Source organism: Vreelandella sp. 21 (genome assembly GCF_050995515.1).
Taxonomy (GTDB): Bacteria; Pseudomonadota; Gammaproteobacteria; order Pseudomonadales; family Halomonadaceae; genus Vreelandella; species Vreelandella alkaliphila.
This window is the reverse complement of the sequence record NZ_CP194673.1, coordinates 1618089-1633388: the sequence shown is the minus strand read 5'-3', so window position 1 is coordinate 1633388 and position 15300 is coordinate 1618089. Positions and strand designations below refer to the sequence as shown.

11 protein-coding genes are annotated in these 15300 nt (G+C 51.6%); 2 read left to right on the top strand and 9 right to left on the bottom strand.

The annotated features are described in order from the left end of the window. Position 1: 1 nt before the first annotated feature. From ACN06F_RS07585 to ACN06F_RS07570, 4 genes are all read right to left on the bottom strand, one after another. A complete protein-coding gene (locus ACN06F_RS07585; protein ID WP_038483639.1) occupies positions 2-823 on the bottom strand; it encodes a Na(+)-translocating NADH-quinone reductase subunit C in 822 nt (273 codons plus the stop codon). Continuing rightward, on the bottom strand, positions 823-2049 hold the full coding sequence (locus ACN06F_RS07580; RefSeq protein WP_038483637.1) for an NADH:ubiquinone reductase (Na(+)-transporting) subunit B: 1227 nt from the start codon (positions 2047-2049) through the stop codon (positions 823-825). The genes ACN06F_RS07585 and ACN06F_RS07580 overlap by 1 nt, the downstream gene beginning before the upstream one ends. Further along, positions 2049-3398 (bottom strand): Na(+)-translocating NADH-quinone reductase subunit A, encoded by a 1350-nt coding sequence (locus ACN06F_RS07575; protein WP_038483635.1) that lies wholly within the window; start codon positions 3396-3398, stop codon positions 2049-2051. Before ACN06F_RS07575 ends, ACN06F_RS07580 begins: the two co-directional genes overlap by 1 nt. Before the next feature lie 317 nt (positions 3399-3715). Next, positions 3716-5170 (bottom strand): glyceraldehyde-3-phosphate dehydrogenase, encoded by a 1455-nt coding sequence (locus ACN06F_RS07570; protein WP_038483633.1) that lies wholly within the window; start codon positions 5168-5170, stop codon positions 3716-3718. Positions 5171-5424: 254 nt separating this feature from the next. On the opposite strand from ACN06F_RS07570, the gene mfd reads away from it, so the two are divergent. Both mfd and ACN06F_RS07560 read left to right on the top strand, forming a co-directional pair. Next, positions 5425-8874 carry a transcription-repair coupling factor gene (mfd, locus tag ACN06F_RS07565; RefSeq protein WP_433924970.1) on the top strand — a complete coding sequence of 1150 codons (3450 nt, stop codon included), beginning with the start codon at positions 5425-5427 and terminating at the stop codon, positions 8872-8874. Positions 8875-8980: 106 nt separating this feature from the next. Further along, on the top strand, positions 8981-10105 hold the full coding sequence (locus ACN06F_RS07560) for a L,D-transpeptidase family protein (RefSeq protein WP_433924969.1): 1125 nt from the start codon (positions 8981-8983) through the stop codon (positions 10103-10105). An 89-nt stretch (positions 10106-10194) separates the two neighbouring features. Here ACN06F_RS07560 and ACN06F_RS07555 read toward each other — a convergent pair whose 3' ends face one another. From ACN06F_RS07555 to topA, 5 genes are all read right to left on the bottom strand, one after another. Next, positions 10195-10458: an Lpp/OprI family alanine-zipper lipoprotein gene (locus ACN06F_RS07555; RefSeq protein WP_009723517.1), complete on the bottom strand. Its 264-nt coding sequence runs from the start codon at positions 10456-10458 to the stop codon at positions 10195-10197. A 222-nt stretch (positions 10459-10680) separates the two neighbouring features. Further along, positions 10681-11313, bottom strand: a complete 633-nt coding sequence (locus tag ACN06F_RS07550; protein ID WP_038483627.1) for a L,D-transpeptidase family protein — start codon at positions 11311-11313, stop codon at positions 10681-10683. Between the two features lie 174 nt (positions 11314-11487). Beyond that, entirely contained in the window at positions 11488-11952 is a 465-nt protein-coding gene (locus tag ACN06F_RS07545) for a 2-hydroxyacyl-CoA dehydratase (RefSeq protein WP_433924968.1), read from the bottom strand. A gap of 53 nt (positions 11953-12005) precedes the next feature. Continuing rightward, positions 12006-12467, bottom strand: a complete 462-nt coding sequence (locus ACN06F_RS07540; protein ID WP_038483624.1) for a DUF6586 family protein — start codon at positions 12465-12467, stop codon at positions 12006-12008. After that, positions 12464-15091 (bottom strand): type I DNA topoisomerase, encoded by a 2628-nt coding sequence (gene topA, locus ACN06F_RS07535; RefSeq protein ID WP_433924967.1) that lies wholly within the window; start codon positions 15089-15091, stop codon positions 12464-12466. Before topA ends, ACN06F_RS07540 begins: the two co-directional genes overlap by 4 nt. Between the last annotated feature and the right edge of the window lie 209 nt (positions 15092-15300).

The following is a 15300-nucleotide window of genomic DNA, read 5'->3' as shown; positions in this document are numbered from 1 at the left end:
ATCAGGCCCCCTCAACGTCGTCGAAGTCGGTATCGGTGTCTTCGGCATCTTCTGGTTCAGTACCACTACGGAAGTTAGCCAAATACGGAGCGAAAGCCTCTTCGCTGAACCAGAACTGCAACATGTTGGTCACGCCGTTACTGGTTAGCGTCGCACCAGAAAGCGCATCAACCTCGTACTCGTTGCTTGCGCCGCCTTTGGTCAGGTGGATTTCCGGTGAGAGGTCGCCCTCTTCGTCGTAAATCTTCTTACCTTCCCATTGAGCTTGCCAACGCGGATTATTTACCTCAGCACCAAGACCCGGCGTTTCGCTGTGGTCGTAGTAAGTGATACTGACGATGGTGTTACCGTCGCCCTCAACCGCGAGGAAGCCCATCATGCGGCCCCAGAGGCCCTGTCCACGAATGGGCAGAACAATCTGCTCGGGATTTTCAGCATCACCGACAAGATAAACAGTCGCGAAGTTTTCAACACGAGACAGACCTGCAATGTCGCGATCGCCGGATAGCGTACGACCCGTTGCAGGATCACTCGAGGCTTCGAAACCATCGAAGGTTGCTGGGTCGAACTGATCGGTGTACTCACCAGTATCAAGCTCAACTACACGTGCAGTAATTTGCGTGCGGAACGCTTCCTCAACATCCATGCCGGGCTCATAAAGACCTGCCACGTTAAGAATGTTGGTTTTACGATCCAATTCCTGGTTGAGCTGCTGCATAGGGCGCAGCGCAACGGCAGCCGTCGAAACGATTACCGAGCACACGATACACAGCGAAAACGCTACGATCAGGATCTTCTTGATGGAGTTGTTACCTTGTGCCATTAGGCATTCTCCTCGGCCGCTACGCCAGTCCGCTTGAGACGGCGTCTAATATTGGCCTGGACGAACATGTGGTCAATCAGCGGTGCAAATAAGTTAGCGAACAGAATGGCCAGCATGATGCCCTCAGGAAAGGCCGGGTTTACCACGCGGATCAGCACGGTCATCACACCGATCAACGCACCAAACACCAAGCGCCCCTGGTTAGTCATGGAAGCAGACACAGGGTCCGTTGCCATAAACACCATGCCGAAAGCGAAGCCACCAATCACCAAATGCCAGTACCAGGGCATTGCAAACATGGGGTTGCTGTCAGAACCAATCAGATTAAACAGCGTACTGGTGACGACCATGCCCAGAAGAACACCCAGCATGATTCGCCATGATGCAATACGCGTCCACAACAGCACTGCCGCACCAATGAAGATCGCCAGTGTCGAGACCTCACCCACTGAACCAGGGATAAAGCCAAGGAAGGCATCCCACCAGCTCATGGTATCAGTCAGCGCGCTCATACCGTCTTGGAACGCCATGGAGAGCGCCGTTGCACCCGTATAGCCGTCGGCTGCTACCCATACCGCGTCACCGGAGATTTGCGCTGGATACGCGAAGTAGAGAAAGGCACGGCCAGTCAGCGCAGGGTTCAAGAAGTTCTTACCCGTGCCGCCGAAGATCTCTTTACCGATTACCACACCAAAGGTAATACCCAAGGCAACCTGCCAAAGCGGAATCGTGGCCGGCAGAATCAGCGCAAACAGCACGGAGGTCACGAAGAACCCTTCGTTAACCTCATGGCCGCGCTTGATGGCGAACAGTACTTCCCAAAAACCACCCACCGCAAACGTGACAAGATAGATAGGCAGGAAGTAGGTCGCACCTAGGACAAAGTTAGCCCATAAACTGCTGGGGTCATGTCCACCCGCCAGGGTCATCATGATCGCTTCACGCCAACCGTTCATTGATGCATAGCCTGCATCAATGGCGGTGTTGGCCTGCCAGCCAGCGTTCCACATACCGAAGAACATCGCCGGGAAAGTACACAGCCAAACGGTGATCATGATGCGTTTTAGATCGATACCGTCACGCACGTGGGCGGTGGTTTTTGCAACACTGGGGGGAGAGTAGAAAATAGTATCTACCGCTTCGTAGAGCGGGTAGAACTTTTCGTACTTACCACCTTTATGGAAGTGCGGCTCGAGATTATCGAGTGTTTGTCGAATACCCATCATCAGGCCTCTTTCTCGATCATGGTGAGATTGTCACGCAGGATAGGGCCGTACTCGTATTTGCCGGGGCAAACATAGGTACACAGTGCCAAATCCTCTTCGTCTAACTCAAGACACCCAAGTTGCATGGCAACTTCAATGTCACCCACGATCAGCGTGCGCAGCAGCTGTGTTGGCATAACATCCAGAGGCATAATGGCTTCATATGCACCGATCGGCACCATGGCACGTTCAGAGCCATTGGTTGACGTGGTTGGTGCATAATTGCTCAGGCCTTTAATCTTAGAAATGTAAATGCCCATGACTGAGTGCCGATTAGCGCCCGTAGACATCCATCCCAAGAAGGTGCGCTTGTTACCTTCCTCAAGCAAGCTTACTTGGTTATGGAAACGTCCCAAGTAAGTCAAGCTCCCTTCAGCAGAGGCACCAGAGAACACAGAACCTGAAATAACACGGGTGTCATCGGGTTTGATGACCTCACCTGCTAAGAGTTCCTCCGTACTGGCACCAATACGGGTGCGCAATAAACGAGGATTTTCAGCACGCGGGCCGCCGACAGCAATGATACGGCTCGTATCAAGCTTGCCTTCTACAAACAGCTTGCCGAACGCAATCACATCCTGATAACCGATGTGCCACACTTTTTTGTGCAGGGCTACCGGTGAAAGGTAATGAATATGCGTTCCTACCAAACCTGCCGGATGCGGGCCAGCAAAGCTCTCAGTCTTTACGCCGCTGACATTACCACCAGGAATGGAAGCATTAGCTCCCGTACACAGAAAAACGTTGCCCTCGGTCAGGCGGGTTAGCACCTTGAGGCCGTCTTCAAATGCTTGGGAGTTTTCGTTGATCACTACCGCAGGGTCAGCGCTAAGTGGATGAGTATCCACAGCAGTAACAAAAATATCGGTAGGTGTGCTGTCGATAGCTGGCGTGCGAGAGAAAGGCCGGGTGCGCAAAGCAGTCCAAAGCCCTGACTCAACCAGTTGATCAACAACAGATTGACGTTCAAGCTGCCCTAAAGCGTCACGATCATGAGAAGCAAATGTCATCGCTTCTTCATTTTCATCGACTTTAATAACGACAGACAGCAGACGTCTCTTTTCGCCACGGTTAATAGCAACTACTTCACCGCTGGCGGGCGCTGTAAAGCGTACACCATCAATTTTCTTATCGGTGAAGAGTAATTGGCCCAGTTTGACCTTATCCCCTTCCTGAACTTCCATCGTCGGCTTCATGCCAACGTAGTCGGTGCCCAGGATTGCCACGTGGCGCACAGGCCGCGCATCTTCAATACGCTGCTCGGGCGCTCCCGTGATGGGGAGATCCAGGCCTTTTTTGACTTCGATCATAGTCTCGCCCAGTTGATGGATCGGATATACGAAGGTAAGGGGTTCGAATGCTTATTTCTGTTCAGTAAATTTTTATTGTCTGTTCAGATTGTTACCAGTCAGGCTCAAGCACGCTTGAACCACCCCGAAAAATCCATCGTATTATAAAGATAAGCGCGGCCAATGACCACATCCCTGACAGCCTCCTAAAGTGCTATAGACGCTTGAGCTGATCTCGCTTTCAACACAAAAAAAGCCACCCGGAGGTGGCTTTTGGCACAACTTAGCGGTTAAAAGCGCATTAACTGCTGCTTAAACGCCATTAATGCTCAAACAGCTTAATGCGGCAGCTTCAAAAACTTCACATTAGACATATGCTGAAGAATACGAATAACTTGGCAACTATAGCCAAATTCATTGTCATACCACACATAAACGACGGCGTGGTTACCGTTTGCGATGGTGGCTTTAGCATCGACAATACCCGCATGGCGATTGCCAACAAAGTCAGATGATACAACTTCTGCTGAATCCACGAAGTCAATCTGCTTCTGATAGGAGGAATCAATCGATACGCGACGCAGATAATCGTTCAACGCCTCTGCATCAGTGCCCTTTTCCAAGGTTAAATTCAAAATAGCCATAGAAACATTGGGCGTAGGCACGCGAATGGCGTTACCTGTGAGCTTACCTTCAAGTTCAGGTAGCGCTTTTGCGACCGCTTTTGCTGCACCTGTTTCGGTCAATACCATATTCAGCGCCGCACTACGCCCACGACGGTCGCCTTTGTGGTAATTATCGATAAGGTTTTGGTCGTTGGTGTAGGCGTGCACGGTCTCTACGTGGCCTGTCACTACACCATATTCATCATTTAGCGCTTTTAGCACTGGCACGATGGCGTTGGTAGTACAGGACGCTGCCGACACGATACGGTCATTATCGCCAATCGTTTCATGATTAATGCCGAATACGATATTTTTGATATCGCCTTTGCCGGGGGCCGTTAACAATGCTTTCTTAGCGCCCTTGCACTCAAGATGCTGACCCAATCCAGCCTCGTCGCGCCAGATACCGGTGTTATCAACAATCACCGCGTTGTCGATACCGTAAGCAGTGTAATCAATTTCACTAGGCGAGTCGGCGTAAATAACCTGAATCACGTTACCGTTGACAATAAGTGTACGCGCTTCAACATCGACAGTAATTGTGCCGTCGAAAGGCCCATGTACCGAGTCACGACGCAGCAGACTGGCGCGTTTCTCAAGGTCTTTTGCCACATCGCCGCGGCCACGAACGACAATGGCTCGCAAGCGCAACAGATTGCCGCCGCCCGCTTTTTCGACCATTACACGTGCCAGCAAACGACCGATACGACCGAACCCGTACAGCACAACGTCTTGAGGCTCACCTTTGCTGCCGTTTGGCTGAAAGCCATCAATGATCTCAGCAAGTTCTTTACGCAGGAAAGCATCAAGGTCACCACCGCCCTGGCGTTTAAAATTAACCGCCAACTTTCCAACGTCAACATGGGCAGGGCCGAGGTTCATCTCACTCATCGCTTTTACGATGGGGAACGTATCTTCAACAGATAGCTCAGTGCCTTCAATTTTGCGTACAAAGCGGTGATCTTTGAGGATGCGAATGACGGACCGCTTAATCAAGGAACGACCAAACATAGTGGCGACAACATTATTTTGGCGATACAGCTGACCCACTAGCGGAATCATTTGCTCAGCCAGAGCTTCGTTGCTTTGCCATTCCTGAAAAACGTTTTCGAGAGCTTGCTGACTCACGTGCGGCCTCATTGGGTAGTGAAAAGAAATTTCCTGGAGCATTATCCTGGGCTTACCTACATGCCGCAATGAATGGATAGTCGCACAACATGTAGGGGTATTACAGAAAAAGCGGATTGACTACAAACCACAATAGTGTATCGGAACCACAAGGCTTACTTAACTACTAGTGGTTGCTTTGCGCAGGCCTCTGCCTGAAAGTACTGATCGTGTATGATCCAGATTCCGTTTCAGCGCAAAACGATACCGTGACTATGTCCTCTTTTTCTCTGCTCGAACCGCCCCAACCCAAAGGGATTCGCGACACGCTCTACCTAACAGCGCCGCCGGGCAGTGCAACTGCCCTGGCGCTGGCTCAGGTCGCGTTAAGCGCACCATTATTGGTTATTACGCCGAACACTGCCAGCGCACAGCGCCTGGAGCAGGATCTGGCATTCTATAGCAATGTTCCCGTTCTACCCTTTCCAGACTGGGAAACACTGCCTTATGACAGCTTCTCCCCGCACCAGGATATTATCTCGTCACGCCTACGCACGCTGCGCTTACTGCAGGATGGCGTACGCGGCATTGTGCTGGTGCCAATCAATACGCTGATGCAGCGTCTGCCTCCCGTATCATACATCGCTGGGCGCGTGATGACGCTAAAAGCGGGCGCTAAGCTAAATCGGGAAACATTTCGCGAATCACTATCGCGGGCAGGTTATCGTGCCGTAGAAACGGTCTACGAGCCTGGCGAATACGCCATGCGCGGCGCAATTATCGACCTTTTCGCCATGGGTATGGATGAGCCAATTCGTATCGATTTGTTTGATGACGAAATCGATACGCTACGCCATTTTGACCCTGGCAATCAGCGCTCGACCAATAAAGTCGATGTGATTGAGCTACTCCCAGCTCATGAGTATTCACTCAGTCGCAGCGCTATTGCTTGCTTCCGAGAACAGTTTGAAACGCTTTTTGATGTTGATCCGCGCCAGTGCCCTCTCTATAACGATGCACTGAAAGCCATCCCCTCCCCGGGCTTGGAACAATATTTGCCACTGTTCTTCGACGAAACCGCTTCTTTATTTGAGCACGTTACCGATGACACCCGTGTAGCACTGTTGCCTAGTGTATTCGAAGCAGCTGAGCAACACTGGCAGTCCATTGAATCACGCTACGAGAATTTGGGTGTTGATCCAACACGCCCCCTTTTACCACCGCTTCGCGCGTTCATTCCCGTTAATGACGTTTTTTCGGCGATAAAAGCCCGCCCCCGAATCGAACTAACCGAAGACAACACGCAACGCCATGCCCTGGCGCCGAAGGCCCAAGCACTACCCTCGCTGGCAATTAACGCTCGCGCCAAGCAACCCCTTAACGAACTGGCTACCTTTCTGGATGCACAGCAAGCTACGCGGGTACTGTTTGTTGCCGAGTCACGGGGACGCAGAGAAGCGTTAGAAGAAGTATTGGCGCCGCTTAAATTAAGCCTGCCCCATATTGACAGCTTCCAAGACTTTTTAAGCAGCACTGATCGCATTGCCATTACTGAAAGCTTGGTAGGCAGCGGCTTGTGGCTTACCGAACCGAATGTCGCGGTAATCAGCGAGACTGAGCTCTTTGGCGATGTCGTGCGCCAGAGTCGGCGGCGAGAAAAAGCGACCGACGACAACGAATTGGCCGTGCGCCATTTATCTGAGTTACGAGAAGGCGCACCGGTTGTTCACCAAGCACATGGCGTCGGCCGCTACTTGGGGCTGGAAACCCTTGAAGCTGGCGGTCAAGCTAACGAATTCCTGGCGCTTTCATATGCCGACGGTGCCAAACTTTATGTCCCGGTCGATAGCCTGCATCTTATTTCTCGCTATAGCGGCGCTGATGACGAACTCGCTCCGCTGCATCGGTTAGGCTCAGATCAGTGGGAAAAGGCACGCCGTAAAGCGGCTGAGAAAATCCGCGACACTGCCGCTGAGCTACTCGACATCTACGCCCGGAGGGAGGCTCAGGAAGGGTTCATTTATGATACGCCGGGCGATGAATACGTTCGCTTCTCTGCCAGCTTCCCATTTGAAGAAACCCCTGACCAGCAGGCAGCCATTGAAGCAGTAATAAGCGACATGATCTCTCCTCAGCCAATGGATCGCGTCGTTTGTGGCGATGTAGGGTTTGGCAAGACCGAAGTCGCCATGCGTGCTGCATTCCTAGCCGTTCAGACTGGTCGCCAAGTAGTGGTGCTTGTGCCCACTACGCTATTAGCTCGCCAGCACTTTGAAAACTTCCGCGACCGCTTTGCCGACACCGCTGTGAATATTAGCCTTATTTCACGCTTCACAGGCGGCAAGGAAATGACGCAAACCTTGGAAAGCATCAAAAATGGCCAAACCGACATTGTAATCGGTACTCATAAACTGCTGTCTAAAAGCGTTGAGCTGCCCAAAATGGGGCTTTTGATTATCGACGAAGAGCACCGCTTTGGGGTCGCGCAGAAAGAGAAACTCAAAACGCTGCGCGCCGAAATCGACATTCTGACGCTAACGGCAACACCGATTCCGCGCACCTTGAACATGGCCATGAGCGGCATCCGAGACCTGTCGATTATTGCCACCCCACCAGCACGGCGCTTATCGGTCAAAACGTTTGTGCAACAGCGAGATAGCAGCGTCATTAAAGAAGCCCTGCTGCGTGAAATATTACGCGGCGGACAAGTCTACTTTTTGCACAATGAAGTCAAAACGATTGAAAACGCTGCCGAACAAATCCGCGAACTGGTGCCAGAGGCACGGGTTGCTGTCGCTCACGGCCAATTACCCGAGCGCAGCCTTGAGCGAGTCATGTCAGACTTCTACCATCGTCGCTTCAATGTGCTGGTGTGCTCTACCATTATCGAAACCGGCATTGACGTGCCCAGCGCCAACACTATTTTGATTGAGCGCGCCGATAAGTTCGGCTTGGCCCAGCTACACCAGCTGCGTGGCCGTGTTGGACGCAGCCACCATCAAGCATACGCTTACCTACTAACGCCGCCCCCCAAGGCAATGACACGAGATGCCGTGAAACGTCTGGAAGCGATTAGCGCCTCTGATGATCTCGGTGCTGGCTTCACCTTAGCAAGCCACGACATGGAGATACGTGGCGCAGGCGAGCTTCTAGGCGACGAGCAGAGCGGCCAAATGGAAACCATCGGCTACACGCTTTACATGGAAATGCTGGATCGCGCGGTGAAGGCTATCCGTGCGGGCAAAACGCCTAACATTGACGCCCCCTTCAACACCGGTGTCGAGATTAGCCTCAATCTGCCGGCGCTGATTCCTGACGACTATATTCACGACGTACAGCAGCGCCTGGTGATGTATAAACGTATCGCCAATACCCAGAGCGACGCTGAGCTTAAGGAGCTACAAGTCGAGCTTATTGATCGCTTTGGGCTCCTTCCTCAGCCCTTGAAGAACCTGATACGTCAGACTAGGCTTCGCCACCGCGCTGAAAAACTGGGTGTAGCGCGCATTGAAGCCGGTGAGAACCGTGGACGAGTGCTTTTCAACGGCTCTACCCAGGTCGATCCGTTAACCCTTGTGACGCTCATTCAAAAATCGCCACAGCACTACCGACTGGATGGCTCAGACACTTTACGATTTGAATTCCCAATGGAAACCACCGAACAGCGTTTTGATAAAGTCGAAGCTCTGCTTACAACACTCAATCAAAAAGTAGCGGCGGCGTGAACCTTGGGGCAAACTTGTATGAAAGCCCTACGCACGGCCCTCTAACTGCCGCCCTTGACAATGCTAGTTTGCAGCAATGTGGCGCATAAATTAATTAGGAACCACCATGAATATTCGTAAGTTATATAACGCCTGGGGCCCGACGAGCTTAGCTGTCTTACTTACAGCAAGCCTCTCTACCCCTATTTATGCACAGTCTTCAGCCGATACAGCTGAAGGCTCAGCCCCTGCTACAGAAGAGGCGCTTACCAGCGCTGACCAGCTCGCTGAGCAAAGAGAACTACCCCGCGGCCATTTTCGTCTTCCTGAAGAAGGCGACATTATTGGAGAACACTACACCGTCGTCGTAGAAGATCCTGAAGACACACTCATCGATATAGCGCGACGCCATAACATTGGCTACGAAGAGATTCGCATGGCCAATCCAGGCGTCAGCATGTGGGTACCTGGGGAAGGCACAGAAATCGTTATACCTGCGCGCTATATTTTACCGCCTGCACCCCGCGAAGGCGTGGTCGTAAATTTGTCTGAACTGCGACTCTATTATTATCCGGCTGACAACCCTGGCATTGTTGAAACCTATCCCGTCAGTGTTGGCCGTGAGGAATTTGCCACACCGATCGGCATTACCCGCACGACAGTGAAGGTAAAAGATCCTGCCTGGGCGCCGCCAGCCTCTATGCGTCGTGAAGCAGCTGCACGTGGCGAACCAGCCCCTTCTATTGTGCCTGCTGGCCCCAACAACCCGCTGGGTCGTCACGCTATATTGCTGGCGATGCCTAGCTACCTGATTCATGGCACCAACCGCCCTGAAGGCGTGGGCATGCGGGTCAGCCGCGGCTGCATCCGCATGTTCCCCGAAGATATCAAGTCGCTCTACGAGCGCATGCCTACCGGCACTCAAGTCAACTTGATGGATGCACCGTTTAAAGCAGGCTGGGCAGCGGACGGCACACTGTTTGTGCAGTCTTACCCTCAGCTTGAAGAAAACGTTGGCGATTTTGAGCCACTGCTTAATGCCATCGAACGAGTAAGCGAGCTTGCTGAAGACCAAGCAGAAGTTGACTATGCCCAGGTAAAACTAGCAGTAGAAAATCCGGATGGTCGCCTTATAGCGCTTTATGGCCCCCAAGCACCAGCACCAGCCCCTGTTGAAGAGCCTGTGGAGCTTGATGGATTATTAGAAGAAATTGAGCTCACAACAGCGACACAAGCCGAGGAAGAAGCATAACCTTAGTCAAAATAAAAAAACCCCGCCGAGGCGGGGTTTTTTTACATCTACAGCAACCCTAAGTTTTAACACTTAGAGCCCAGGCAGAATTACTTCTGCATGGAACGCTGGAACATGCGGTTCATTTCTTCACGGTTCTGCTGAGACATCTGCAGAGCAGCTTGCGCATCGCGCTGAGCTTGGTTAGCAGTGTTCATTGCTTGTGAAGCCATGCTGCGTGCTTCTGCGGCGTCAGCCTGTGCAGATTCAGCAGTCATGCGAACTTCTTCCAGGGCGCTGGTAGAAGCACAGCCAGCCAGGATTGCCAGTGAAGCAGCAGCGGCAGTCATCTTCAGAGCAGTCTTCAGAGTCATAATGTTCTCCTTGAGTCTTCCTTGGGTACAACGTTAAGGGTATGACAAATTTAAGGCTAAAGCGTTAGCTCAATTTTGTCTACCTGCGGTGCAGGTTCTTTACAGCGACTTGTACCATGGCATTACACCAATGCACGCAAGTCAAACGCTGTTTTATAATAGACCACAGCGGTTGTCTATAGCCACGTATTTAAAACCTTTAACTTCCTTCAACGACATAGCTTATCGGATCACTACGCGAGTGCCAACACCTACCAGCGACGCAACGCGTTCAATTTGCTCGTTGGTGACAGCAACACAACCCTGAGTCCAGTGGTACTGGCCATGAATATCTGGATCACCCTCGCCAATACCATGTATGCCAATGGCACCGCCCAATGCCGTATTCTGCGGCGGTGAGCCGTGGCGCTGATAGTGATCAAAATAAGCATCATAATCCGCTTGGGAATAAATGCCTTTTTCGAGCGCCATCCTCGCATGAGGTGGCGTAGGATAATCGATACCAATAAAGATATGCCACTGACTTTCGTAATTAAATCGATTAATTCGAAACTCGCCAAGTGGTGTCACATTATCACCGCGGATCCGCTGGGTTTTCGCCCCACCTCGCCCAAGGGATATGGGCGCGTAGTGCTCAACCAACGCATTACCACGGTAGACACTCAACGTGGCGTCTTTATCATCAATTAATACCCAAAGTTCATTGCTGTGACGCGGAATACTCGCACGCGAAAGCAGCGTCTCAACCAGATCTGTGGGCTCATAATTATTTAAGGTACCGGAAGTCGCTGCACTGGCCACAGCAGGCCAGCCCAGCGCCAACGCTAAAAAACGGCGACGGTTTACAGGCATCATTATCGTTCTCTATATAGGCCAGCATCACCAGCCAACAAAGCATTTGTGGCGGTTGTTATACCTTATTCTCACACCAAATGTCAGTGCTTTCAAAAAAGCAAAAAAACAAGCCAGTGCGCCAATATGGCAACCGCGCCATTATTAAACGCTATCTAAATCACTTCAAATGCCTGCCTAGATATCTTCGAATTCTTGCATACTCGTTACTAGCTTGCGCGCTTCAGCATGATGCCCTTCCGCCAAGGCGTTAAAAAAAGTTTCCTCTGGCTCTATTTTTGCCCGTGATGCACGATGCTCATAGAGATCCTGTAGCTTGCGATGCGACTCAACCGCTACACGAGTCAGCTCATCAATTGAGTCTGCAATCGTTTGTTGAGCAAGTGCCTCAAGGGCTGGAGGCTGAGGAAAGTCATTAGGGTCATCAAACCATATTTCCAACACTTCTTTATGATTAAAGCCATCACTAAAAAGCGCCTCCAGCCCAGTCTTCATCCGGAGTTCTCTGTCGGCTAAATACGTTAACGCCATGACAAGACGTTGTTGGTCGCTTGAATTAGCTGCAGCACGATACTGACGCGCCATGCGCCCATGATAATCCGCGGCCCATTCAACGAAGTCTTTGACTTGGTTATAGCGCATCTATATCTCCTCTTGCGATTGACTCTCTCTAGGCAATACGTTTGTCGTTATAATTACCACTCTTGGCTAGTTTCACGTAACGCAGCAATATCCCGTTTTGCAGCATGAAGGTTAGCTAACAGCTGGTCAGCAACACTCACTTGGCTGCCGACAGCGATCATTGAGGGGTTCTGCACTGCGCGTTTACTAGCCCCCTCGTCACTGTGCAGTTTCTCAATTTGCCCTACCAGCCAGTGCAACCAGCTATCCGGCTGGTGCAACATATCTCTTAAGCGCTGCAGCTCAGCAACGGCAGGCCCCTTCTCATTAAGGAGCACTTGCCAGCCATGCTCGTTAAGACGCGCATGCTCGGTCACTTCTTTGAGCAGCGAGTTTAATGCCAGCTCAAAGAGCGCCAAGGCGCTCTCTTCAATCGCCATTTGACGAGCCTGAGCATGTTCGTCATTACCTGCTGGAAGACCAACCAAAAGCTCAGCTTGATAAAGCAGTTGGTTGGTACGAGAACGTGGGCTCACTTGCGCTTATCCTCCACGTGCCATTTACCCGCCTCAAATGTCGCCTTCCAGCCGGTTGCTTTACCTTCTTCATCGGTCATCACGTACTGCTCTTTATTTTTCCGTGAGTAGCGAATTTGCGCAGGACGGCCATCCGGGTCTTCGCTGGGCGCCTTTAAGATAAAGTGATACTTTTTCGGTAGTTCGTCGGCGTGGGCTTTTAGCTCTTTTACCAGCGGCGGACGGGTTTCACGATTTTTAGGAAACTTGCTGGCCGCTAAGAACAAGCCACTGGCACCATCACGCAGCACGTAGTGATCCTCTACCTTCTGGCAGGCCAGTTCCGGCATGGGAATGGGGTCCATTTTGGGCGGTGCCACTTCACCACTACGAAGCAACTTGCGGGTGTTTTTACACTCACTGTTGGTGCAGCCGAAATATTTGCCAAATCGACCTGACTTAAGCTGCATCTCAGAACCACACTTATCGCATTCGATAATGGGGCCGTCGTACCCTTTGATTTTGAACTTGCCCGCTTCCACCTCATAACCATCACAATCAGGGCTATTGCCACAAATATGCAGTTTGCGACCCTCATCGATGAGATAGTTATCCATGGCGGTTCCGCACTTCTGGCAACGACGCTTGGCACGGAGTGCGTTGGTTTCTGCTTCTTCGCCTGCATCTTCTGCAACAGCTTCTTCACCAGGGATTAAATCAATGGTGGTTTTACAGCGCTCTTTGGGCGGCAAGTTATAACCACTGCAACCCAAGAACACACCGGTGGAAGCCGTCCGAATTTGCATTTTGCGACCGCAACTTGGGCAGTCAATATCCGTAGGAACCGGCTGATTAGGGCGCATTCCTTCGTCGCTTTCGGCTTTGCTAAGCTCCTGACTGAATTCACCATAGAAAGCATCCAGCAAGGCTTGCCAGTTACGCTCGCCTTCCGCAACTTCATCCAGGCTATCTTCCATCCGAGCCGTAAACGAATAATCCATCAAATCGGGGAAAGACTCTTTCAGCCGTTCGGTGACAATATCACCCAATTTTTCAGCATAAAAACGGCGACTTTCTAACTTCACGTAACCACGATCCTGAATCGTGGAAATGATGGCAGCATAGGTAGAAGGACGGCCAATGCCCTGCTTCTCGAGCTCTTTTACTAAGCTGGCTTCCGTATAACGCGGGGCCGGTTTAGTAAAGTGCTGTTGCGGGTCAAGCTTTTCAAGCGCCATCGCCGTGCCCTTCGGCAAATCAGGCAGGCTTTGGTCTTCATTTTTACCTGATGGCTTCATCACCCGCGTGTAACCATCAAACTTGAGCACTCGCCCTTTGGCGCGCAAGTCGTAGCCATCAACCTCAACACTCAGCGTACTGGAAAGGTACTCAGCAGGCGTCATCTGACAAGCCACAAATTGACGCCAAATCAGCTCGTAGAGACGCTCTGCATCACGCTCCATTCCAGAGAGGTCACTGGCCTTGCGCTCAACGCTAGAGGGCCTGATCGCCTCGTGGGCTTCTTGGGCGCTCTCCTTGCTGCTGTAACGGTTAGCAGAGTCTGGTAAATAGCGTGCTCCGTACTCATCACCAATAAACGAGCGAACACTCTCTACCGCATCCTTTGAAAGATTGGTGGAGTCGGTACGCATGTAGGTAATGTAACCAGCCTCGTAGAGACGCTGAGCCATGGTCATGGTTTTCTTAACAGAGAACCCTAACCGGCCACTGGCAGCCTGCTGCAATGTTGAGGTAATAAACGGCGCAGTAGGCTTGGAGCTCGTCGGTTTGTCTTCACGGGAGGTAATCGCAAGCTTGGCTTTGCGCAGTTGCTCAATGCGTGCAAGCGTGTCCTTTTCGGAGGTAGGACGGAAGGGTTTACCATCCTGACGCACCAACGCAAATCTAACCAGCTCGCCATCCGGGGAAGCGAGATCTGCATGGACATCCCAAAACTCTTCAGGAATAAACGCACGAATTTCGCGTTCACGCTCAACGATCAAGCGAACCGCGACAGATTGAACACGACCTGCTGATAAGCCCCTGGCAATCTTGGCCCACAGCAACGGTGAAAGCATAAAACCAACAACACGATCCAAGAAGCGGCGCGCTTGCTGCGCTTCTACCCGGGGAATATTTAGCGCCCCTGGCGACTTAAACGCATCCTGAATGGCATTTTTGGTTATTTCATTAAATACAACGCGCTTATAACGACTGTTATCACCACCAATCGTCTCGCGCAAATGCCAGGCAATTGCTTCCCCTTCGCGGTCCAAATCCGTTGCGAGATAAACAGCATCAGCTTTTTCAGCCAGCTTCTTTAATTCAGCAACGACTTTTTCCTTACCAGGGAGCACTTCATAGCGCGCTTCCCAGCCGTTATCCGGGTCAATGCCCATCCGCCGAATTAACTGATCATGAGCCTTACGTTTTTTGTACTCTGCTTTCTCTTCCGCCGACATCTTGCGTGTTGCCGCAGCCTGGCGAGCGCGCTCCTTCGGGTCGGAGGCTGCCTTACCTGAGCCGCTGGTCGGCAGGTCACGGATGTGACCCACGCTCGACTTTACGATGAAATCGTTGCCGAGATACTTATTGATCGTCTTCGCTTTCGCAGGCGACTCGACGATGACCAGTGACTTGCCCATAGTGCTCCACTTTCCTAATGCTCAGGCGCTATCGCCCATGCTCTGAATACGTTGTCGCCTATCGTTACCACTTGACGACCATGAGAAAAATGCGCCTACCCTACCCCAGGCCTGCAACAAGCGCCAGTAACAACCGACGCATAAGTAACAAACTAATGCTGAAGCGCAAGGTGTCTATCCGTACTATTTTTCATAATGAAGTAGCTAGA